The 21,497-nt window shown below is 68.2% G+C and carries 17 protein-coding genes and 1 pseudogene; 12 read left to right on the top strand and 6 right to left on the bottom strand.

From position 1 onward, the window contains the following. Positions 1-29 precede the first annotated feature (29 nt). The gene (locus tag FHY06_RS09215) at positions 30-2,333 is read left to right on the top strand and encodes a cyanophycin metabolism-associated ABC transporter (protein ID WP_019654528.1); all 2,304 of its coding nucleotides are present in this window, start codon (positions 30-32) and stop codon (positions 2,331-2,333) included. Beyond that, a complete protein-coding gene (locus FHY06_RS09210; protein ID WP_184604576.1) occupies positions 2,330-2,803 on the top strand; it encodes a cyanophycin metabolism-associated DUF1854 family protein in 474 nt (157 codons plus the stop codon). The genes FHY06_RS09215 and FHY06_RS09210 overlap by 4 nt, the downstream gene beginning before the upstream one ends. Before the next feature lie 132 nt (positions 2,804-2,935). Here FHY06_RS09210 and FHY06_RS09205 read toward each other — a convergent pair whose 3' ends face one another. The 3 genes from FHY06_RS09205 to FHY06_RS09195 are packed head-to-tail and all read right to left on the bottom strand — an operon-like array spanning position 2,936 to position 6,704. Beyond that, positions 2,936-3,655, bottom strand: a complete 720-nt coding sequence (locus FHY06_RS09205) for a hypothetical protein (protein WP_019654526.1) — start codon at positions 3,653-3,655, stop codon at positions 2,936-2,938. Then, complete coding sequence (locus FHY06_RS09200; RefSeq protein WP_260310171.1) at positions 3,652-5,187, bottom strand: alkaline phosphatase; 1,536 nt, start codon at positions 5,185-5,187, stop codon at positions 3,652-3,654. The genes FHY06_RS09205 and FHY06_RS09200 overlap by 4 nt, the downstream gene beginning before the upstream one ends. 32 nt (positions 5,188-5,219) lie before the next feature. Beyond that, positions 5,220-6,704, bottom strand: coding sequence for an alkaline phosphatase (locus FHY06_RS09195; protein WP_184604573.1), 1,485 nt, complete (start codon positions 6,702-6,704; stop codon positions 5,220-5,222). A gap of 259 nt (positions 6,705-6,963) precedes the next feature. On the opposite strand from FHY06_RS09195, the gene queC reads away from it, so the two are divergent. Further along, positions 6,964-7,668, top strand: a complete 705-nt coding sequence (gene queC / locus FHY06_RS09190; protein ID WP_019654523.1) for a 7-cyano-7-deazaguanine synthase QueC — start codon at positions 6,964-6,966, stop codon at positions 7,666-7,668. On the opposite strand, the gene FHY06_RS09185 is transcribed toward queC, so the two are convergent. Continuing rightward, positions 7,650-9,440: an ABC transporter ATP-binding protein/permease gene (locus tag FHY06_RS09185; RefSeq protein ID WP_184604571.1), complete on the bottom strand. Its 1,791-nt coding sequence runs from the start codon at positions 9,438-9,440 to the stop codon at positions 7,650-7,652. The two genes, queC and FHY06_RS09185, sit on opposite strands and share 19 nt — an antisense overlap. A 155-nt stretch (positions 9,441-9,595) precedes the next feature. After that, a complete protein-coding gene (locus FHY06_RS09180) occupies positions 9,596-10,156 on the bottom strand; it encodes a phosphonate degradation HD-domain oxygenase (RefSeq protein WP_019654521.1) in 561 nt (186 codons plus the stop codon). A 309-nt stretch (positions 10,157-10,465) separates the two neighbouring features. On the opposite strand from FHY06_RS09180, the gene FHY06_RS09175 reads away from it, so the two are divergent. The 6 genes from FHY06_RS09175 to FHY06_RS09150 all read left to right on the top strand — a co-directional run bounded on the left by FHY06_RS09175 (position 10,466) and on the right by FHY06_RS09150 (position 18,359). Continuing rightward, positions 10,466-11,500 carry a putative 2-aminoethylphosphonate ABC transporter substrate-binding protein gene (locus FHY06_RS09175; protein ID WP_132752297.1) on the top strand — a complete coding sequence of 345 codons (1,035 nt, stop codon included), beginning with the start codon at positions 10,466-10,468 and terminating at the stop codon, positions 11,498-11,500. Positions 11,501-11,666: 166 nt separating this feature from the next. After that, a complete protein-coding gene (locus FHY06_RS09170) occupies positions 11,667-12,740 on the top strand; it encodes an ABC transporter ATP-binding protein (protein WP_126182613.1) in 1,074 nt (357 codons plus the stop codon). 312 nt (positions 12,741-13,052) lie between these two features. Beyond that, a complete protein-coding gene (locus FHY06_RS09165; protein WP_184604568.1) occupies positions 13,053-14,768 on the top strand; it encodes a putative 2-aminoethylphosphonate ABC transporter permease subunit in 1,716 nt (571 codons plus the stop codon). Between the two features lie 11 nt (positions 14,769-14,779). After that, a complete protein-coding gene (locus FHY06_RS09160; RefSeq protein ID WP_184605015.1) occupies positions 14,780-15,910 on the top strand; it encodes a TIGR03364 family FAD-dependent oxidoreductase in 1,131 nt (376 codons plus the stop codon). A 49-nt stretch (positions 15,911-15,959) separates the two neighbouring features. Further along, positions 15,960-16,793 (top strand): phosphonoacetaldehyde hydrolase, encoded by an 834-nt coding sequence (gene phnX / locus FHY06_RS09155; protein ID WP_184604566.1) that lies wholly within the window; start codon positions 15,960-15,962, stop codon positions 16,791-16,793. A gap of 297 nt (positions 16,794-17,090) precedes the next feature. Beyond that, positions 17,091-18,359, top strand: coding sequence for an MFS transporter (locus FHY06_RS09150; RefSeq protein WP_184604564.1), 1,269 nt, complete (start codon positions 17,091-17,093; stop codon positions 18,357-18,359). Here the strand turns inward: FHY06_RS09150 and FHY06_RS09145 are convergent. Continuing rightward, a pseudogene (locus FHY06_RS09145) lies at positions 18,307-19,171 on the bottom strand (GntR family transcriptional regulator). The gene FHY06_RS09150 and the pseudogene FHY06_RS09145 sit on opposite strands and share 53 nt — an antisense overlap. Before the next feature lie 105 nt (positions 19,172-19,276). Between FHY06_RS09145 and FHY06_RS09140 the strand changes: the two are divergent. From FHY06_RS09140 to FHY06_RS09130, 3 genes are read left to right on the top strand one after another with little or no spacing between them, the layout of a single operon-like run. Beyond that, a complete protein-coding gene (locus FHY06_RS09140; RefSeq protein ID WP_184604562.1) occupies positions 19,277-19,465 on the top strand; it encodes a DUF2970 domain-containing protein in 189 nt (62 codons plus the stop codon). Next, positions 19,462-20,181, top strand: a complete 720-nt coding sequence (locus FHY06_RS09135) for a c-type cytochrome (RefSeq protein WP_184604560.1) — start codon at positions 19,462-19,464, stop codon at positions 20,179-20,181. Before FHY06_RS09140 ends, FHY06_RS09135 begins: the two co-directional genes overlap by 4 nt. Positions 20,182-20,194: 13 nt before the next feature. Beyond that, positions 20,195-21,478 carry a c-type cytochrome gene (locus FHY06_RS09130; protein WP_019654511.1) on the top strand — a complete coding sequence of 428 codons (1,284 nt, stop codon included), beginning with the start codon at positions 20,195-20,197 and terminating at the stop codon, positions 21,476-21,478. The last annotated feature ends 19 nt before the right edge of the window (positions 21,479-21,497 follow it).

Here is a 21,497-nt window from a genome sequence, read left to right as displayed (position 1 = left end):
CCGCGACGGGCAAGAGTCAAAGAAACACAATGCAACATCACGATCCAGTCGGCACCCGGGAGGGCGAAACAGAAGCGGCATCAGCGCAAGCACTGAAAAACCGCCTCGCAGTCGCGGAAAACGTTCTGGTAACACTGACGGTTGACCTCGACGACCAACTTAGCTTCGCCTCCGCCATAGTCGCCCTGACTGACCGGAGGCTGATCGCATTCGATCCCCGCGCCGCTTCCTCGGAGCAGTGGCGTGAGTGGCCGCTAACCGACGAAGCCCTGGAATTGCGCGTTTCCGATCATGCCGGCGTCGGCACGCTCGATCTGGTGGACGCTTCGGGCCGCCTGGCACGCTGGCGCTACACCCTGGCCGGGCAGGTCGCGGCGCTGCGGCTGATGAAGCTGTTCGGACAGCGAACGGCTGGTAGTGTCGCCAAGGAGACACCGGAGTCCGCCGAGTCCGCCGACGGCGACGATTCCACCGACACCGAACTCCAGACCCCGCCCTCCACCTGGGTGCTGCTACGCCTGGGCCGTTTCGCCAAGCCGTACCGCAAGCAGCTGATCGTCGGGTTCTTCCTGACGCTGCTCTCCACGGCCGCCACCCTGGTTCCGCCGTACCTGACCATCCCGCTGATGGACGACATCCTGATCCCGTTCCAGAACGGCCAGAAGATCGACACCATGCGCGTGGGCTTCTACCTGGGCGGCCTGCTGCTGGCGGCGCTGGTCGGCTGGGGGCTGGGCTGGGCCCGAACCTATCTGCTGGCGCTGGTGTCCGAGCGCATCGGCGCCGACCTGCGCACCACCACCTACGAGCACCTGCTGACCCTGCCGCTGGACTACTTCGGCGGCAAGCGCACCGGCGACCTGATGGCGCGCATCGGCTCCGAGACCGACCGCATCAACGTCTTCCTGTCGCTGCACGCGCTCGATTTCGCCAACGACGTGCTGATGATCGTGATGACCGCGGTCATCCTGATCTCCATCAATCCGCTGCTGGCGGTGGTCACGCTGGTGCCGCTGCCCTTCATCGCCTGGATGATCCACGTCGTGCGCGACCGCCTGCGCACCGGCTTCGAGAAGATCGACCGCGTCTGGTCCGAGGTGACCAACGTGCTGGCCGACACCATCCCCGGCATCCGCGTGGTGAAGGCCTTCGCCCAGGAGCGCCGCGAGGCCGAGCGCTTCCGCATCGCCAACACCTACAACCTGCAGGTCAACGACAAGCTCAACCGCACCTGGTCGCTGTTCACGCCGACCGTGTCGCTGCTCACCGAGATCGGCCTGCTGGTGGTCTGGGCCTTCGGCATCTGGCAGGTGGCGCGCGGCAGCATCACGGTGGGTGTGCTCACCGCCTTCATCGCGTACATCGGGCGCTTCTACACCCGGCTCGACTCCATGAGCCGCATCGTCTCGGTCACCCAGAAGGCGGCGGCGGGCGCCAAGCGCATCTTCGACATCCTCGACCACGTGAGCAACGTGCCCGAACCGGCCAATCCGGTGAAAGTGGAGCGCGTGCAGGGCCGCATCGAGATGAGCGGGCTGGGCTTCCGCTACGGGTCGCGCGCGGTCATCCACGACCTCGACCTGACCATCGAGCCCGGCGAGATGATCGGCCTCGTGGGCCACAGCGGCTCGGGCAAGAGCACGCTGGTCAACCTGATCTGCCGCTTCTACGACGTGACCGACGGCGCCATCAAGGTCGACGGCACCGACATCCGCCGCTTCGCCGTGGCCGACTACCGCCGCCACGTCGGGCTGGTGCTGCAGGAGCCGTTCCTCTTCTTCGGCACCATCGCCCAGAACATCGCCTACGGCAAGCCCGACGCCACGCGCGAGGAGATCGTCGCCGCCGCGCGGGCCGCGCATGCGCACGACTTCATCCTGCGCCTGCCGCACGGCTACGACTCGCTGGTCGGCGAGCGCGGGCAGGGCCTGTCGGGCGGCGAGCGCCAGCGCATCAGCATCGCGCGCGCGCTGCTGATCGACCCGCGCATCCTGATCCTCGACGAGGCGACCTCGGCGGTGGACACCGAGACCGAGAAGGAAATCCAGAAGGCGCTCGACAACCTCGTGCAGGGCCGCACCACCATCGCCATCGCGCACCGCCTGTCGACGCTGCGCAAGGCGGACCGCCTTGTGGTCATGGACCGTGGCGAAGTGGTCGAAGTCGGCCCGCACGACGCCTTGATGGCGAAGCAGGGCGCCTACTGGCGGCTCTACCAGGCGCAGCTGCGCCAGGGCGACGACGACGCGAGCGAAGGCGCCGCCGACGAACGCGCCAGCGCGCAGGCGCCGGTCGCCATCACCCACGCGGCCCATCCGGCAGGTGACGCATGACAAGCAGCAACCCATTCCAACTGGAACGCGACCCCTTCGGCCGCCTCGTGCTGATCGATGCCCAGGGCGAGCGCCACGTGGGCATCGTGCCCGTGCGGGCCTTTCCGCTGAGCGCGCCCGGCCAGGGCATCTCGCTGGTCGGCAGCGAGGGCCGGGAGCTGGTCTGGATCGACAGCGTCGAGCAGTTGCCGGCGCAGGCCCGTGCATTGCTCGAGGAAGACCTCGCGGTGCGCGACTTCGCGCCTACGCTGCTGAAGCTGCACGGCGTGTCGAGCTTCGGCGTGCCCAGCACCTGGACCATCAGCACCGACCGCGGCGAGACCAGCTTCATGCTCAAGGCCGAGGAGGACATCCGCCGGCTCGAAGGCGGCGCGCTGTTGATTGCAAGTGCGCACGGCGTGCAGTTCCGCATTCCCGACGTGAAGACGCTGGACCGGGCCTCGCGCAAGCTGCTCGAGCGCTTTCTTTAACCGCCAACAGAAAAGGGCCTGAAGGCCCTTTCGTGAAACGCCGCGGAACCGGCTCCGCCGGGCCGCAGGTGTTGCCCCCGGAAGGGGGCGGCGTAGCGACACGAAGTGCGCGACGCCTCGGGGTGAACCGGGTCAGTCGAGCAGGTCGGAATATTCGCCGCGCTCGTAGGAGTCGGCGGCCTTCCACGGCAGCGTCTTCGGCGCGGGAATGGACGATGCGGTCATCACGTTGAGCGAGGTGCCGTGCTCGTTGCGCTGTTCGATCTTGCGCGCGTAGCGGCCGACCGTGTCCCACTCGATGCGCAGCGTGCTCTCGCCCTGCTGCAGCTCGTAGCGCTGCACGCCCTTGCCCGCGGCACCCAGCGGCTTCATGCGCGGCAGGCTGGCCGGGTCGACGAGCCAGTAGGCGTTCGCCCACGAGCCGCCGTAGCCCACGTTGCCGTAGTTCGCCTTGTCGACCTCGATCAGCTTGCGCTGCTGGCGCAGCACCATGTTGACCTGCACCTTGCCGGCCTGGTCGCGGCTCAGCCACAGCGGGGCGGCCGTGTTGTCGGCGTGCGAGTGGCCGATGTGCACCTTGCCTTCGGTGGCCTCGTGGTCGTGGTCGGCGCGCAGCGCGGGCGGCAGCTCGCGCTCGATCCACACCGTGCCGGCGCGGCGGAACATCAGGTCGGCGTAGCGGCTCTCGCGCTGCACGCCGTCCTTGCCGATCGTCATCACATGGTGCTGGATGCGCAGGTTCTGGTCGGGCGCCTCGGCATCGCCTGCGGCGGTGGCTGCAGGCGGAAGGGCCGCGAAGGCCCCGAAGGCCGTCGCTGCCAGCAGCGTTTTCAGTGCCACGGATTTGCTCACAGCCCGGCCGCTTCCTTGACCTTGTTGAACACCTTGATGTTCTCCATCGTGCCCTTGAAGATCTTCGAGCCCGCGCCGCCCGCGAACAGCATCACGTCGCCGCCGCCGTGGGTTTCGGCGCCGGGCGAACCGAGGTTGATGCCGACTTCCTGCAGGAAGTTGTCGTCGGTGGTGTCCATCGCGGTCTGGTCGTCGCGCGAGGCTGCGCGCGCCGGGGCGATCCACGGCTTGTTGCCGTCTTCCGCGTTCACCTGGCTGGAACCCGTCGCGTTGGGGCGGCCGCCGTTGCCGAACACCAGCGTGGTGTAGGGGTTGCCGTCCGCCGCCTTCGCGAGCTTCCCGTCGGCATAGCCGTTGACCTTGCCCAGGATCGGATTGCCGATCTTCGGATAGCCGTTGAAGGCGATCGCGTGGTCGTGGTCGGCGGTGACCACCACCAGCGTGTTCTTCAGGCCAGGGTCCTTCTTGTTCATGAAGTCGAGCGCAGTCTGGATGGCGGTGTCGAAGGCCAGAGTGTCTTCGAGCGCGCGCTTGGCGTTGGTGCCGTGCAGCGCGTGGTCGATGCGGCCGCCTTCCACCATCAGGAAGAAGCCCTTGTCGTTCTTGCTGAGCACGCCGAGCGCCTTCTCGGTCATCTCCGAGAGGCTGGGCTGGTCGAGGCTCTGCTTCACGCGGTCGAGCTCGTAGGCCATCTCGCTCTGGGAGAACAGGCCCAGCAGCTTGCCGGTGGCGGCCGTGTCGACGGCCTTGAGCTTGGTGCCGGTGTCGACGTAAGTGTAGCCCTTGGCCTTCATCGCGGCCACCAGGTCGACGCCGTCGGTGCGCTTGCTGCCGGGGTTGGTCGCCACCGGCAGGTAGTTGCGCTGGCCGCCGCCCAGGAGCACGTCCACGCCGTCGAGCAGCTTGGGGTTGTAGTTGGCGTGGCCCGGCACGCTCTGCTCGGCGATGGTGTTGTAGCCGTTGCGGTTGCAGATGTGCGAGTAGGTGGTGGCCGGCGTGGCGTGGCCCACGCGCGTGGTCGAGACGGCACCCACCGAACGGCCCTTGGCCTTGGCGAGTTCGAGCAGCGTGTCGACGGCCTTGCCGTTGGTGGGCGGGCAGGTGGTGTCCTCGCCGTTGATGTACTGCTTGCCGGTGCCGTCGACCGCGGTGGTGTCGCTGGACATCGAGATGACTTCGTTGCGCATCTTCACGCCGGTCATGTACGCGGCCATGGAGGGCGCGCTGTCGGTGGTCTGGCCGTCGAGCGAGAAGGTCTTCACGCGCGCGGCGTACGGCAGCGACTGCATGACGAGATTGGCGCGCTCGGGGCTCACCAGCGATCCGGGCTGGGCGGCAAGCTGCTTCTCGCCCTTGTAGATGCGCGCGGCGGTCACGGTGACGGGGCCCATGCCGTCGCCGAGGAAGAAGATGACGTTCCTGGCTTCGCCGGCGGCGTGGGCGCTGCCGGCCAGGGTGCCGGCAGCGGCGCAGACGAGGGCGGCGGCCAGGCGGGTGTTGCGGGTGATGCGGTTCATGGTCGTCGTGTTCATGGTGGTGTTCGTCGATGAGCGCTCGCTGCCCTTCACAGGCCGACCGCCTTCTTGATGAGGCCGAACACGTCGGTGTTGGTGATCACGCCGGAGAAGTTGTCGGCACCCAGGCCCTGGGCACCGAGGAAGACGTCAGCGCCGCCGTGGGTTTCGGAGTCGCTGGCCGCATCCATCGGCACCACGGCTTCCTGCCGGTAGTCCTTGCTTTCCAGCTCGGCGTCGGAGATCGGGCCTCGCGTGGCGAGGCGGCGCGGGCCGTTGCCGAAGCCGATGATGGTGTAGGGGTTGCCATCGACGTCCTTGCTGGTCTTGCTGGTGTCGACGTAGTCCTTCACGAGGCCCAGCACGCCGGGCTTGCCCGCCTCTGTCTTGCCGGTGCGCGCGGCGTAGCCGTTGAGCTGCAGCGTGTGGTCGTGGTCGGCCGTGACCACCACCAGCGTGTTCTTCAGGCCAGGGTCGATGGCCTGCATCCTGTCGAGCGCGAGCTTGATGGCGTCGTCGAAGGCGCCTGTGTCCTGCAGGGCGCGGCGTGCGTTGGTGGCGTGCAGCGCGTGGTCGATGCGCCCGCCCTCCACCATCAGGAAGAAGCCCTTCTTGCGCGCGGCCAGCGCGTCGATGGCCTTGCCGGTCATCTCGGCCAGGCTCGGCTCCTTGGTGGCGTCGCGGTCGAGGTCGTACGCCATGTGGCTCTTGGTGAAGAGGCCGGCGATCTTGGTGGCGCCGTCGGCCGGCAGCTTGTCGAACTCGCTCTTGTTCGCGGCGAAGCTGTACTTCGCGGCCTTCAGCTCGGCGATGAGATTGCGCTTGTCGTTGCGCTTGCCGCCGTCTTCCTTGGCGGTGAAGTAGTCGGTGCCGCCGCCGAAGAACACGTCGACCCCGTCGCCCAGCTTGCCGTTGTAGCCGGCGCCGCCCGGCACGAGCGCGGCGGCGATGGTGTTCTCGGCGTCGCGGTGGCACACGTGCGAGTACGTGGCCGCGGGCGTGGCGTGCGTGATGCGGGTGGTGGTGACCACGCCGGTGGCGTAGCCCCTGGCCTTGCTCTGCTCGAGCAGCGTTTCCACCGCCTGGCCGTTGCCCGAGGGGCAGGTGCTGTCGAAGTTGACGTGGTAGGCCTTGCCCGAGGCGTCGGTCGCCTTGGTCTCGGCGCTCATCGAGATGACCTCGTTGTTCATCTTCACGCCGGTCATGTAGGCCGACATCGAGGGAGCGCTGTCGGTGACCTGGGCGTCGTTCGAATAGGTGTGGACGAAGGCCGTCTCGGGCAGCGTGTCCATCGTGAGGTCGCCGTCCTCGCCGACCTTGTAGATGCGCGCGGCGGTCATGGTGGTGATGCCCATGCCGTCGCCCAGGAAGAACAGGACGTTCTTCGGCGCCTGCGCTGTGGGCGGCGGCGTTGTGGTGTTGGTGGGCGGCGGGATGAACGGCAGCACGATGCCGTTGTTGTTGCTGCTGCCGCCACAGGCGGACAGCAGGAGAGAGACGCCCAGCAGTGCTGGGGCGATGAGGCGTTGGGTCATGATTCCCTCGGTTGGTTGTTAGACCGGCGCACCGGGCGTGCACCATTTCTGGCGATGAAATCTAAAGACGTCAGATGACCCGGCCGTGACGAGTTGAAAGCCGAATGAAAGTTCGCCGATCGCTCGGAAATAAATGCCCGGAATGTCTTCGGCGTTTCATGCGCATCGGCTAGCGGATGCGGTGAATTCCGGCAGCTGCGCCAAGCTGACGGAAAATCGCGTCTTTGGATTGCGGCGGCACGCACCGCCGCCCACGGACATGCCTCTGCACACCACCGCCCTCGTCCTGTTCTCCGGCGGCCAGGACTCGACCACCTGCCTCGCCGATGCGCTCTCGAAGTACCAGCGCGTCGAAACCCTGGGCTTCGACTACGGGCAGCGTCACCGCGTCGAGCTCGACGTGCGCGGCAGCATCCTCGCGAAGATGCGCGAGCGCTTTCCCGACTGGGCGCCTCGCCTGGGTGAAGACCACGTGCTCACGCTCGCCGCGCTGGCGCAGCTGGGCGGTTCGTCGCTCACGGAAGAGGTCGCCTTCGCCATGCAGGCCGACGGACTGCCCAACACCTTCGTGCCGGGGCGCAACCTGCTGTTTCTCACGCTCGCGGGGGCGCTGGCCTACCGGCGCGGGCTGCAGGTGATCGTCACCGGCGTCTGCGAGACCGACTTCTCGGGCTACCCCGACTGCCGCGACGACACCATGAAGGCGATGCAGCTCGCGCTCTCGCTCGGGCTGGAGCGCCGCCTCGTCATCGAGACGCCGCTCATGTGGATCGACAAGGCCGAGACCTGGAGCCTGGCGCACCGCCTGGGCGGCAAGCCGCTGGTCGACCTCATCGTGGAAGAAACCCACACCTGCTACCTCGGCGACCGCGAGCATCGCCACGCCTGGGGCTACGGCTGCGGCGAATGCCCCGCCTGCGATCTGCGCAGGAAGGGCTGGGAGCGCTACGCCGCGGCGGGCTGACCCCCGGAGGTGCTCAGGCGGTAGCGCGCGCCGCCGTCCTTTCCTTCTTGCTGCGGCACGAGCGTCCAGCGCTGGTTGTGGAAGTCGCCCACCGCCGCGCGGTGCGCGATCGACACCATCGCGCCGCCTGCCGCCTTCACCGTGTCGGAAAGGCGCTTGTAGAGCACGCTCTCGGCCTGCGCGTCGAGCGCGCTGGTGACCTCGTCGGCGAAGAGCCACGCCGGTTTCTTCAGCAGCACGCGCGCGATGGCCAGCCGCTGCTGCTCGCCGCCCGAGAGCTTCTGGCTCCAGGCGTCGCTGTCGTCGAGGCGATCCACCAGATCGGGCAGCAGGGCGTCGTCCAGCGCCTGGCGCAGCTGGTCGTCGCTGAAGTTCGCGGCCGGATTGGGGTAGGTCAGCGCGTCGCGCAGCCTGCCATCGGGCACGTACGGGCGCTGCGGCATGAACGCGACGTTCTCGGGCACCTGCAGCTTGCCCTTCGAGAAGGGCCAGATGCCGGCGAAGGAGCGGAAGAGGGTCGACTTGCCGCTGCCCGACGGGCCCTGGAGCAGCACGCTGTCGCCGGGCTTCACGGAAAGCGCGGCGCCTGCGAGGAGCGGGGTGCCGTTGGGCAGGGCGACCGCGAGGTCGTCGGTGTGCAGGCTCTGCGAGGGCGCGCGCTCCAGGGCGTCGCTGCGCGCGGCATGGGCCGCCATGCCGTCGTCGAAGCTGGTCAGGCGGTCGGTGGTGGCGCGCCACTCGGCCACGCTGTTGTAGTTGTCGACGAACCAGCTGAGCGACTCCTGCACCTTGCCGAAGGCGGAGCCGATCTGCATCAGGTGGCCGAGCTGGAACGCGCCGCCGAAGTACTGCTGAGCCGCCACGATGAACGGAAAGATCACCGCCGCCTGCCCGAAGAACGAGGTGAAGGTGACGAGGTTCTTCTGCTGCTTGATCAGCAGCAGGTAGTTGCGCAGCACGTCACCGAAGCGCAGGTCGAGCTGGCCGCGCTCGACCTTCTCGCCATGGTCCAGCGCGATGGCCTCGCTGTACTCGCGCACCCGCACGAGGTGGTGCCGGAAATCGGCCTCGTAGCGCTGCTGCCTGAAGTTCAGCCCGATCAGCGGACGGCCGATGAAATGCGTGATGACGGTGCCAAAGATGGAATACCCCAGCGCCACCCAGACCATCGCGCCGACGATCTGGTAGGTCGTGCCGCCCGCGGTGAACGAGAAGTTGCCCGACAGCGTCCAGAGCAGCCCGATGAAGCTCAGCAGCGTGACCACTGCGTTCAGCAGGCCCATCGACAGCGTCATCGTGGCGCTGGTGAAGAGCTGCATGTCTTCCTGGATGCGCTGGTCGGGGTTGTCGGGCGCCGCGCCGTTCCTGTTCGTGTAGCGCGCGAGTTCGAGGTGGTAGAAGGTGCGGTCCGCCATCCAGCGCGACATGTAGCTGCGCGTCATCCATGTGCGCCAGCGCAGCTGCAGCAGCTGCGTGATGTAGAACTTGAGCACCTGCACCGCAATGTTGAAGAAGGCGATCCAGCCGAACACCCGAACCTCGCGCCAGAAGGCCACCACGTCCTTGTTCTGCAGCGCGTCGTAGAAGCGCCCGTACCACTGGTTGCCGAGCACGGCCACGTACACATAGAAGAGATTGAGCGCGACGATCGCGACCAGCATGGCCCGCGCCCGCCACTTCTCCTCCGACTTGAAATAAGGCGCCGCAAGCCTGAAAACACGGCGCAGCACCTGGATGAACGAGCCAGCGCGAGCTGTGACTGATGGGGGCATTCGGTTTTCCTCGCAGGCGCTCGCGCGCCGGTCATAGTGAGGAGACCATCGTAGACAAATGTTTCTTAAACCGGGCTGAACCCGTCCCGAACCCGTCCCGAACCCGTCCCGAACCCGGGTCGAGGCCGGCGCGTGGCCTCGAAAAAATGAGGCGGTCAGCCCAGAAGCACCCGTGCGGCCGTCGCCAGGAAGTGGGCCAGCGGCGGGGTCTGCAGCCCCTCGACCTTCGCTTCCTCGTCCCATTGCCGCAGCCGTACCGCGTCGCCGGACCACGGGTGCGCGGCGAAGCGCTGGGCCGCTTCGGCGTCCATGACGCCGCCCTGCAGCGCGAGGCTGCGCACGGAATCGGGAGACAGCCTGGAGAAATAGTCGGGCCGGACGGCGCAGAGGTAGCGCTTGGCATCCACGTGCAGCCGGATCGGCTCGCGCACCTCGGCGTCGAAGGCGCCGCGCAGCAGGGGCAGGGCGATGTACTGGTGGCGGTCGTCGATGCCCAGCTGGGTGGGAGAGTGCGAAAGCGTCTGGTGCTCGGCGATCAGCAGGTGGCCCAGGTCGTGGAGCAGCGCCGCGGTGACCAGCGAATCGCTCGCGCCGGCCTGCTCTGCGAGCCAGGCGCATTGCAGCGCATGTTCCAGCTGCGACACGGGCTCGCCCGCATACGCGGTTCCGCCGCGTTCGGCGAACAGGCGGGCGATCTCGGCGAGGTCGAGGGTCATGGAAGTGGGGGTGCGGCGCGCGACGCGAAAGCAAAGGGCAATAAGTCCGCGAGTCTGTCGCGCCGCGGTGACAGGCCGATGACGAACCCCCGCACGGCGGCTCCGGCTCGTCGATCTCCAGCGCGATTTTGGGGATTTGGGGTTTTTTGGGGCATCTGACAAATCACTGTCACATGCCGCTGCCAGCATCGCCCCCATTCGTCGCCCAGTGGAACCTGCGTACTTTCGCTTTCCCGTTCGTGGTTCCGCGCGGCGTCCCTTCTTCCCTTCACCGCCTCGATCCTTTTTCCCTCCCAAGGAACCACCCCAATGCTGCATCGTTCCATCCGCTGGGCCGCCGTGCCGGCCGCTGTGCTCTCGCTGGCCTTCGCCGCCTCGGCCCAGGGCCGTACCGAACTGCTGGTCTACACCGCGCTCGAGGCCGACCAGGTCCAGGCCTACAAGGCCGCCTTCGAAAAAGAGAACCCGGGCATCGAACTGAAGTTCGTGCGCGACTCCACCGGCATCGTCACCGCCAAGCTGCTGGCCGAGAAGGCCAACCCGCAGGCCGACGTGGTCTGGGGCCTGGCCGCCACCTCGCTGATGCTGCTCGACAAGGAAGGCATGCTCCAGCCCTACGCGCCCAAGGGCCTGGACGCCGTCAAGTCCAACATGCGCGATCCGGCCAACCCGCCCAAGTGGGTCGGCATGGACGTGTGGTCCTCGGCCATCTGCTTCAACACCGCCGAAGCCCAGAAGAAGAACCTGCCCAAGCCCGCCAGTTGGGCCGACCTGACCAACCCGGTCTACAAGGGCCAGATCACCATGCCCAACCCGGCTGCCTCGGGCACGGGCTACCTGATGGTGTCGGGCTGGATCCAGATGATGGGTGAAGAAAAGGCGTGGAAGTACATGGACGCGCTGCACCAGAACATCGGCATCTACAGCCAGTCGGGCAGCAAGCCCTGCCGCCAGGCCGGCGCCGGCGAATTCGCACTGGGCATGTCCTTCGAATACCGCGCCAACAAGACCAAGCGCGACGGCGCCCCCATCGACATCGTGCTGCCCAAGGAAGGCCTGGGCTGGGACATGGAAGCCACCGGCATCATGAAGACCAGCAAGAAGCAGGAAGCCGCCAAGGCGCTGGCCGACTGGGCCGTGACCAGGCAGGCCAACGAGCTCTACGCCAAGAACTTCGCCGTGCTCGCGCTGCCGGGCGTCCAGGAGAAGCTCGAATTCGTGCCGGGCGACGTCGAGAAGCTGCTGGCCAAGAACGACTTCAACTGGGCCGCCGCCAACCGCGAGCGCATCCTGACGGAGTGGTCCAAGCGCTACGAATCGAAGTCGGAAAAGAAGCCGATGTAAGAGAAATGCGGGCCGCCGGACGCCGAGCTCGCGAAGGTTGCGTGAAGGACGCAAGAACGATGCGAACGACATCCTTCATGGATTCCTTTCGCGACCTTTGCGGAGTCTTCGCGCTCCTCGCGTACGGCAGTCCGGTCCCGCATCCGACCCAGCCCTGAGCCTTGAAATGACCAGCTTCCTGTCCCTGCGCGGCATCCAGAAATCCTTCGGCACCACCCGCGTGCTCGACGGCATCGACCTCGACATCGAACCCGGCGAGTTCGTGTGCCTGCTCGGCCCCTCGGGCTGCGGCAAGACGACGCTGCTGCGCATCGTCTGCGGCATCGAGCGTGCCGACAGCGGCCAGATCCTGCTCGGCGGCCAGGACATCGCGGGCCTGCCGCCCGCGGCGCGCGGCTTCGGCGTGGTGTTCCAGTCGTACGCGCTGTTTCCCAACCTCACTGCCGCGCAGAACATCGCCTACGGCCTGCACCCCACGGGCGCGCTGGCCCGCGAGATGGCCAAACGCTCGCGCGAGATGCTCGACCTCGTCGGGCTCGCCGCGCATGCCGACAAGTACCCGGTGCAGCTCTCGGGCGGCCAGCAGCAGCGCGTGGCACTGGCGCGCGCGCTTGCGCCCAACCCGCGCCTGCTGCTGCTCGACGAGCCGCTCTCCGCGCTCGACGCGCAGGTGCGCGCCAGCTTGCGCAGCGAGATCCGCGCGCTGCAGAAGCGCCTGGGCATCGTCACCATCATGGTCACGCACGACCAGGAGGAAGCCCTCTCGATGGCAGACCGCGTGGTGCTCATGCACGACGGCCGCATCGAGCAGGCCGGCACGCCCGACGAGCTCTATCGGCAGCCGCGCACCCGCTTCGTGGCCGGTTTCGTCGGCCGCATGAACATGCTGCCCGCTACCGTGCTGGCCGATGGCAAGGTGCGTGTGCGCGACAGCGAGCTGTTCTGCGCACCTGGCAACCTGAGCGTCGGCGCGCAGGCCACCGTGGGCATCCGGCCCGAGCACGTGGTGGTGAAGCGCTACGGCACCGAACTCGGCGCCAACAGCTTCGCGGCGCGGCTGCTCGACACCGAGTTCTTCGGCAACCGCACCTCCGCCCGCCTGGCCTGCGAGCCGCTGGGCATCGAGATCGAAGCCGAGCTGCCCGCCGACGCGCGCGGCGGTGGCGACGAGCCGCTGGTGCCCAGCAGCATGGTGCATATCCAGCTGCCGTTGAATGCGCTGTCTGTGCTGGCGCGTTGAGATGAGCGCCTGTCGTTTGGACTCTTGTGTCGTGTTCGACATTCGCCGTTCAGGGCGTGCTCACGCCGACGGGGTACCTTGCTCCGCGAATGTCCCCCGGCCTTCGACCTCCTCCTTTGTTTCGCTGCGCAAGGCACCCCATCGGCGTGATCACTCAGAGCACCGGTTCATCAGCCCGCACAGGCGCTGCGTCCACGTGCACAGGGTGTCGGGTGCTCCCCGCAGCGAAATAAAGGAGGAGGGCCGCAGGCCCGGGGGACATTCGCGGAGGGGAGTGCCCGGCGGCCTGGGCACGCGCCCCGGACACCAAGCATGAGCAGTTCCCCAGACGCCATCGCCATGGTGCCTCCGATAACGACGCACAAAAGCGCGTTCGACCGCGAACGCTGGATCACCGGCGCCGCCGTCCTGCTGGTCGTGCTGCTGCTGGTCGTGATCGTCGCGCTGCCCGTAGGCGCGCTGGTCGGCCAGAGTTTCTTCGACCGCGAAGGAGCCTTCGTCGGCCTTGCCAATTTCGCGCGCTACTTCGAGAACCCGGCGCTGGTGCAGTCGGCATTCAACAGCGTGGGGCTCGCGGCGATCAGCGCGGTGATCTGCACCGCCATCGCTTATGTCTACGCCTACGGACTCACGCTGTCGTGCATGCCGGCCAAGGGTGTGCTGCGCGCGGTGGCGCTGATGCCGCTGCTCGCGCCTTCGCTGCTGCCCGCGATCAGCCTGGTCTACCTGTTCGGCAACCAGGGCCTGTTCAAGGGGCTGCTGGGCGACGTGTCGATCTACGGCCCGCTGGGGATTGTGCTCGGCTCGGTGTTCTGGACGCTGCCGCATGCGCTGCTGATCCTCACCACCGCCATGGCCACCTCCGACGGCCGGCTCTACGAGGCCGCGCAGACGCTGGGCGCCTCCCGCTGGCGCATCTTCCGCACGGTGACGGTGCCTTCGTCGCGCTACGGCCTCATCGTGGCCGCGATGGTGGTGTTCGTGCTGGTGGTCACCGACTTCGGCGTGCCGAAGGTGGTTGGCGGGCAGACCGGCGTGCTCGCCACCGAGATCTACAAGCAGGTGGTCGGCCAGCAGAACTTCCAGATGGGCGCGGTGGTCGGCCTGGTGCTGCTGATCCCGGCCGTGCTGTCCTTCCTCGTCGAGCGCCATGTGCGCGGCAGGCAGGCGGCGGCGCTGTCGGCGCGCGCCACGCCGTATCGGCCCGAGCCCGTGAAATCGCGCGACCGCGCATTGCTGGCGTTCTGCGTGCTCACGGCCGGCGCCATCCTCGTGATGATCGGCATGGCGGTGTTCGCATCGCTCGCCACCTACTGGCCCTACAACCTCGTGCCGTCGTTCAGGAACTACGACTTCAGCAACATGGACGGCGGCGGCTGGGGCAGCTACTTCAACTCGCTGCGCATGGCCGTGTTCGCGGCGGTGGCGGGCGCGCTCGCCACCTTCGTCTCTGCCTACTTCGTCGAGAAGCCGCGTCACTTCGGTCTGCTGCGCGAGCTGCTCAACCTGCTGGCCAACCTGCCGCTGGCGGTGCCGGGGCTGGTGCTGGGCGTGGGCTACATCTTCTTCTTCATCTCGCCTTCGAACCCGCTGCGCGGCATCTACGGCAGCATGGCCATCCTCGTGGTCTGCACGGTGGCGCACTTCTTCTCAGTGGCACACCTCACCTCGCTCACCGCCCTGCGCCAGTTCGACCGCGAGTACGAGCTGGTGTCGGAATCGATGGGCGTGCCGTTCTGGCGCACGCTGTGGCGCGTGCACCTGCCGGTGGCGCTGCCCACCGTGATCAACGTGGGCGGCTATTTCTTCGTGAACGCGATGACCACCGTGTCGGCCGTCGTGTTCCTCTATTCGCCGCAGACCACGCTCGCGGCCATCGCCGTGCTCAACATGGACGACGCCGGCGATGTGGCGCCCGCCGCCGCCATGGCCTCGCTGATCATGCTCACCGCCGCCGTCGGCCGGGGCCTGTTCGCGCTGGCGGGGCATTGGGCACTCAAGCGCACCCAGACCTGGAGACATCGTTGACAAGCGCCCCCCTGCAAGCAAGCAATCCGGACAGTTTCGACCTCATCGTGGTCGGCGCCGGCATCGTCGGCCTGGCCCATGCCTACACCGCCGTGCAGCGCGGCCTCAAGGTCTGCGTGATCGAGCGCGATACGGCCGCCATCGGCGCATCGATCCGCAACTTCGGCTTCATCACCATCACCGGCCAGGCGCCGGGCGACATGTGGCGTCGTGCGATGCATGCGCGCGGCGTTTGGAACGAGATCGCGCCGCAGGCCGGCATCGAGGTCGTGCACCGCGACCTCTGGCTTGCGGCTTATCGCCCCGAGGCGCACGACGTGCTCGAAGCCTTCATGCGCACGCCGATGGGCAAGGGCTGCGAGCTGCTCGACGCCGCCGACGCACAAGCCAGGGCGCCTGCGCTGAGCCTGGCCGACGCGCGGTCGGTGCTCTTCAGCCCGCACGAGCTGCGCGTCGAATCGCGCACCGCCATCGGCCTGCTCACGAAATGGCTGGCCGAGGCGCATGGAGTGAGCTTCCGCTTCGGAGAAACCGTGCACGAGGTGGAAACCCCGCGCGTGCGCACCTCGCGCGGCACGCTGCACGCCGAGCGCGTGGTGGTCTGCACCAACACCGACCTGCACGGCCTTTTTGCCGATCGCATCGCCGCACACGAGCTCACGCTGTGCCGCCTGCAGATGCTGCGCGTGAAGTCCGAGGCGGGCTTCCGCCTGCCGGGCTCGGTGATGATGGACCTGAGCCTCGTGCGCTACGAGGGCTACAGCACGCTGCCCGAAGCCGCTGCGCTGCGTGCACGCCTGCAGCAGGAAGAGGCCGCCTCGCTCGCACACGGCATCCACCTGATCGTGGTGCAGAGCGCCGACGGCTCGCTGGTCGTGGGCGATTCGCACCACTACGCCGACGCGCCCGAACCCTTCGCGATGGAGGAGGTCGACCAGCTCATCCTGCGCCACCTGCGCAGCACGCTGAACCTCGAATCCGCGCAGATCGCCGAGCGCTGGACCGGCGTGTACCCTTCGTCGAAGACAACGCCCTGCGTGATCGACGCGCCCGACGACGCCACGCGGCTGGTGCTGGTCACCAGCGGCAGCGGCGCGAGCACCGGTTTCGGCATCGCGCACGACGTCTTCAATGCATGGTGACCTCCAGGCCGCCGCAACCTATTCAGCCCGCCACTCACACTCCGCCGCCATGAACGCCCACAACCATTCGCAACTCAAGGCCGTCGTCTTCGACTGGGCCGGCACCATCCTCGACTTCGGCTCCTGCGCACCCATGGGCGCCTTCGTGAAGCTGTTCGAGCAGTTCGGCATCGACATCACCATCGCCGAGGCGCGCGGTCCGATGGGCATGGCCAAGTGGGACCACATCAAGGCGCTGGGCACGCTGCCGCGCATCGCCGCGCAGTGGGAAACGAAGCACGGACACGCCTTCAGCGACGCCGACGTCGACCGGCTCTACGTGGTGTTCACGCCGATGAACGCGGCCAGCGTGCGCGACCATGCCGACTTCATTCCCGGTGCGCTCGAAGCGGTGAAGGCGGCGCGAGAGCGGGGCCTGAAGATCGGCTCCACCACAGGCTACAACCGGCCGATCATGGAAGTGGTCGTGCCCATCGCTGCGGCCGGTGGCTATTCGCCCGACAACCTCGTGTGCGCCGGCGACCTCGCCGAAGGCCGTCCGTCGCCGCTCATGATGTACCGCTGCTTCTCCGACCTCGGCGTGTGGCCGCCGCACACCGTGGTGAAGGTCGACGACACGGGCGTCGGCCTGCAGGAAGGCCTCAACGCCGGCACCTGGGCCGTGGGCCTGGCGGTCAGCGGCAATGCCAACGGCCTCACGCTGGCCGAGTGGCAGGTGCTCGACGAGGCGCAGCAGCAGGAGCGCCGCGCACGCGCCACCGTCGAGCTCGAGGCAGCAGGTGCGCACTACGTGATCGACAGCGTGGCCGACCTGCCGCGGGTGCTGGAAGACATCGAGCGCCGCCTGCAGGCCGGCGAACGGCCCGCTCCCACAGCCGCCTGAGTCGCAAGGAAAGCGGCAGCGTCCGACTTGACGCACCGCCGCGCAGGCCTAGCATGGCCTGCATGCGAAGCACAGCCTTTGTCCTTCTCTTCTGCCTCGGCCTGCTGACGGCCGCGTGCGACGACAAGCCGACGAAGCCGGGCATGCCGGTGCCCAAGGCTTCGGCGAATCTGGTCGCACCAGTGTCGTCCTCGCACTGAGCCGACGCGCTGCTGGAGGTGGCCGGCAGGGCCGCCGGGTTCTCCGCGCGTCTCGCGTTCTCGTACCGCGGGGTATCCTCGCCGCGGAGATAAAAAAATGAAAACGAGCGAGACAACCATCCACCAGCCCGACTCACGCTATGCCATGGTCCGCCTCGGCCTCACGCTGCTGATCATGACGGTGGGCAGCAGCGGCATGTACGTGGTGTCGGTGATGCTGCCGGCAGTGGAGACCGAGTTCGGCATCGCGCGCGCCGACGCATCGCTGCCCTACACGCTGCTGATGCTGGGCTTCGGCTTCGGCGGCGTGCTGATGGGCAAGCTGGCCGACCGCATCGGCGTGATGAAGCCGCTGCTGATGGGCGCGGTCTTCCTGGGTGCGGGCTACATCGCCACAGGGTTGTCGGGCGGCATCGTCGGCTTCACCGTCGCGCAGGCGCTGCTGGTCGGGCTGCTCGGCAGCTCGGTGGCCTTCGCGCCGCTGGTGGCCGACACCTCGCTGTGGTTCGTCAAGCGGCGCGGCATCGCGGTGGCGGTGTGCGCCAGCGGCAACTACCTCGCGGGCGCTGTGTGGCCGCCGATCGCGCAGCACTTCGTGGAGACCGTCGGCTGGCGCCAGACCTACATCGGCATGGGCATCTTCTGCGGCGTGACGATGGCACTGCTGGCGATGTTCTTCCGCGCACGGCCGCCGGCACTGGCCGTTGCGCCGCCGGCCGGCACGGCAGCGGGCGCGGCGGCGGTGCGCGACATGACACGCCCATTCGGCCTGAGCATTGGCACCGCGCAGGGCCTGCTGTGCGTGGCCGGCGTTGCCTGCTGCGTGGCCATGGCGATGCCGCAGGTGCACATCGTGGCCTACTGCGGCGACCTGGGCTACGGACCGGCGCAGGGCGCGATCATGCTGTCGCTGATGCTGGGCTTCGGCATCGTGAGCCGGCTGGTGTCGGGCGCCATCTGCGACCGCATCGGCGGGCTGCGCACGCTGCTGCTGGGCGGCGTGCTGCAGTGCGTGGCGCTGCTCCTGTTCCTGCCCTTCGACGGGCTGGTGTCGCTCTACGTGATCTCGGCGCTCTTCGGCCTCTTCCAGGGCGGCATCGTGCCTTCCTACGCGATCATCGTGCGCGAGCACTTTCCGCCGAAGGAGGCGGGCGCCCGCGTGGGCACGGTGCTGATGTTCACGCTCTTCGGCATGGCGCTGGGCGGATGGATGTCGGGCAAGGTGTTCGACCTCACGGGCAGCTACCACGCGGCCTTCATCAACGGCATCGCCTGGAACCTGCTGAACGTGAGCATCGCAAGCTTCCTGCTGTTCAGGACGCTTCGGCGATCAGGTGGCCGAGTGTTCGCATTGCCTGCTCGCTGACCTCGTTCCACGGATGGCCGTAGTTGAGCAGCAGGCAGTTGCCGAAGGCGCGCGTGGCCGAGAAGATCGGGCCCGGCGCGACGCTGATGCCGAGTTCCAGGGCCTTGCGGTGGATCTCCAGCGCGTTCGCACCCGCCGGTAATTCGACCCAGAGGAAGTAGCCGCCCAGCGGCCGCGTCGCGCGCGTGCCCTGCGGAAAGTAGTGCCCCACGGCCTGCGCGAAGGTGGCCTGCTGCATCGCCAGCGTCTGCCGCGCGACCTTTCGTGCGAAGCGGCCGGCCGAGGTCCAGCCGTCTCGTCGGCCGGCACCTGCATGCCGTCGGCCATGTAGCGCAGCGCGATCTGCCGCCGCAGCGCCGCGCTGCCGGGCGTGAGGTCGTCCACCGTGCTCCACGGGTCGAGCAACCTCGCGCTGGCAGCCATGAACTGCCCCAGCCGCGCCAGCGGAAACAGCAGCGGGCTCGGAAAGGCCGAGCCGAAGGGCACCACCCTGCGCGACACGCTGGCTTCGAGGATGTCGAACACCTGGTCGCTCACGTCGAGCGACCTGGGCCGCCCGCGGGACGCGAGGTGAGGGTGGATTCGGGCGGCGCGTCTCGCAGGCCGCCGCCGGTCACGTAGTAGCCCGATCGGTCGCGCGCCCGCACGAGGCCGCGTGCCTCGAGCAGGTCGTAGGCCTCGAACACGGTCGATACGCTGACGCCGCGGCTCTGGCCGGTGTGGCGCACCGAGGGCAGGCGGTCGCCGGTCTTCAGGGTGCCGTTGCGGATCGAGGCCTCGATGTCGGCGGCCAGGGCTTCGTACCTTTTCATCAGCTTCTTTGCTGGATTCGTTCTTCGGGGCACTTCATCTGCACCGGTCAATTGGAGCGGATCTGCATCTGTTTTTTCTGGCCGGACTGGGCCACACTCGGCCTCATGTCGAATCTCTTGCGCGCGCTGCGCGCCGTTCTCTGGAGTTTCATCGGGCTGGGCGGCCGCCGCACCGACGCCGAAAGGCGCACCTCGCGGGTCGGCATCCTGCCGCTCGTCGGCGTGGCGCTGGTCATGGTGCTGCTGCTGATCGCAGGCCTCGTCACGCTGGCGCATCTCGCCGCCGGCACATGAGGCACGCGCTCAGGCTCATCGCGCTCGGGCTGCTGCTCGTCTTGCAGGGCATGGCTGGCGCCGCCACGCCCGACCCTCCAGCGACAGTGCCCGACACCATCGAGCAGCGCGTGGCTGCATGCATCGCCTGCCACGGCCGCGAGGGCGCGACCACCAACGCCGGTTACTTTCCGCGCCTGGCGGGCAAGCCCGCCGGCTACCTGTTCAACCAGCTCGTGAGCTTCCGCGACGGCCGGCGCTTCAACACCGACATGGCCTACATGGTGCAGCACCTGTCGGATGCCTACCTGCGCGAAATGGCCGAATACTTCGCCGGACTGCAGCTGCCTTATCCGCCCGTCTCTCCGGTCAGCGATGCGACGCCCGAGCAGCTGCAGCGCGGCAGCCAGCTCGTGCGCGAAGGCGATGCGGCGCGCGGCATTCCGGCCTGCGTGCAATGCCACGCGGCGGCGCTCACGGGCGTGCAGCCCGCCATCCCCGGGCTGCTGGGGCTGCCGCGGCTCTACGTGTCGTCGCAGCTCGGCGCGTGGCTCACCAACGAGCGCCATGCGATGGCGCCCGACTGCATGGCCGACATCGGCCGTCGCATGAGCACTGCCGACATCAACGCCGTCGCGAGCTGGCTCGCCGTGCAGCCGATGCCCGCCGACACCAGGCCCGCAGCCGCGCTGCCCGCTCCGCTGCCGGTGAAATGCGGCGGCATGCCCGCGAAATGAGGGAGCAGAGCCCATGAAACTGCGACACCTCGGCTGGCTGCTGCTTGCGCTCATCGTGCTCTGCGCCGCGGCCGCCGGCGCCATCGTGGCGATGAACCTGCGCGGCGAAGACCCGCTGCCCGCGCAGGCGGAAGCCTTCCAGTCCACGCCGCAGCTCGTCGAGCGCGGGCGATACCTCGCGCTGGCCGGCAACTGCGCGGGCTGCCACACCACGCGCGGCGGCGAGCCCTATGCGGGCGGGATGCCGATCGAGACACCCTTCGGCACCGTCTATTCGAGCAACCTCACGCCCGACGACAAGGCAGGCATCGGCAGCTGGAGCAGCGCACACTTCTGGCGCGCCATGCACAACGGGCGCAGCAAGGACGGCCGCCTGCTGTACCCCGCGTTTCCGTACCCCAGCTTCACGCAGGTGACGCGCGAGGACTCGGACGCCATCTACGCCTACCTGCGCAGCGTGCCGCCCTCGGCGTTGCCCAACCGCGAGCACCGGCTGCGCTTTCCCTACGACACGCAGGCTGCGCTGGCCGTGTGGCGCGCGCTCTCGTTCAAGCCGGAACCCTTCGTGGCCGATGCGGGCAAGCCTGCCGAATGGAACCGCGGCGCCTACCTCGTCAACGGGCTGGGCCATTGCATCGCCTGCCACGGCAGCCGCAATTCGCTCGGCGCGACCGAGGCGAAGCTGGGGCTCTCGGGCGGCCTGATCGCCGTCGAGAACTGGTACGCGCCCTCGCTCACCGATCCGCACGAAGCGGGCGTGGCCGACTGGCCCGCGGCCGAGGTGGTGTCGCTGCTGAAGAACGGCGTGGCACCGCGGGGCTCGGTGATGGGGCCGATGGCCGACGTGGTGTTCCGCAGCACGCAGTACCTGAGCGACGCCGACCTCACGGCGATGGCGAGCTATCTCAAGGACCTGCCCGACGCGCCCAGGGCCGAAGCTCCGGCCGCGGCAAAGGCCCCGATCCGCCGCGACGCCGGCACCATGGCGCGCGGCGCGAAGATCTACGACCAGCGCTGCGCCTACTGCCACGGCGACCAGGGCCAGGGCGCGGCGGGCGCATACCCGCCGCTGGCGGGCAACCGCGCGGTGAACATGGCGCGGCCCACCAACCTGATCCAGGTGATCGCGCACGGGGGCTTCCTGCCGTCGACCTCGGGCAACCCGCGCCCCTACGGCATGCCGCCGTTCGGCCAGACGCTGGACGCGGCCGAGGTCGCGGCCGTGCTCACCTACGTGCGCGGCTCCTGGGGCAACGACAGCCCGCCGGTCACGCAGCTCGACACGATGCGCCGCTGAGCGATCGAAAGAACGAGCG

This window comes from Variovorax atrisoli (assembly GCF_014195185.1).
Classification (GTDB): domain Bacteria; phylum Pseudomonadota; class Gammaproteobacteria; order Burkholderiales; family Burkholderiaceae_C; genus Variovorax; species Variovorax atrisoli.
The sequence above is the reverse complement of the archived record's forward strand: the minus strand, read 5'-3'. Positions and strand labels throughout refer to the sequence as shown.

Bases quoted from the DNA above. Each gene is read 5' to 3' on its own strand.
- FHY06_RS09215 (WP_019654528.1), top strand. From the start codon at position 30: ATGCAACATCACGATCCAGTCGGCACCCGGGAGGGCGAAACAGAAGCG.
- FHY06_RS09210 (WP_184604576.1), top strand. From the start codon at position 2,330: ATGACAAGCAGCAACCCATTCCAACTGGAACGCGACCCCTTCGGCCGC.
- FHY06_RS09200 (WP_260310171.1), bottom strand. From the start codon at position 5,187: ATGAACACGACGACCATGAACCGCATCACCCGCAACACCCGCCTGGCC.
- FHY06_RS09195 (WP_184604573.1), bottom strand. From the start codon at position 6,704: ATGACCCAACGCCTCATCGCCCCAGCACTGCTGGGCGTCTCTCTCCTG.
- queC (WP_019654523.1), top strand. From the start codon at position 6,964: ATGCCTCTGCACACCACCGCCCTCGTCCTGTTCTCCGGCGGCCAGGAC.
- FHY06_RS09185 (WP_184604571.1), bottom strand. From the start codon at position 9,440: ATGCCCCCATCAGTCACAGCTCGCGCTGGCTCGTTCATCCAGGTGCTG.
- FHY06_RS09180 (WP_019654521.1), bottom strand. From the start codon at position 10,156: ATGACCCTCGACCTCGCCGAGATCGCCCGCCTGTTCGCCGAACGCGGC.
- FHY06_RS09175 (WP_132752297.1), top strand. From the start codon at position 10,466: ATGCTGCATCGTTCCATCCGCTGGGCCGCCGTGCCGGCCGCTGTGCTC.
- FHY06_RS09170 (WP_126182613.1), top strand. From the start codon at position 11,667: ATGACCAGCTTCCTGTCCCTGCGCGGCATCCAGAAATCCTTCGGCACC.
- FHY06_RS09165 (WP_184604568.1), top strand. From the start codon at position 13,053: ATGAGCAGTTCCCCAGACGCCATCGCCATGGTGCCTCCGATAACGACG.
- phnX (WP_184604566.1), top strand. From the start codon at position 15,960: ATGAACGCCCACAACCATTCGCAACTCAAGGCCGTCGTCTTCGACTGG.
- FHY06_RS09150 (WP_184604564.1), top strand. From the start codon at position 17,091: ATGAAAACGAGCGAGACAACCATCCACCAGCCCGACTCACGCTATGCC.
- FHY06_RS09140 (WP_184604562.1), top strand. From the start codon at position 19,277: ATGTCGAATCTCTTGCGCGCGCTGCGCGCCGTTCTCTGGAGTTTCATC.
- FHY06_RS09135 (WP_184604560.1), top strand. From the start codon at position 19,462: ATGAGGCACGCGCTCAGGCTCATCGCGCTCGGGCTGCTGCTCGTCTTG.
- FHY06_RS09130 (WP_019654511.1), top strand. From the start codon at position 20,195: ATGAAACTGCGACACCTCGGCTGGCTGCTGCTTGCGCTCATCGTGCTC.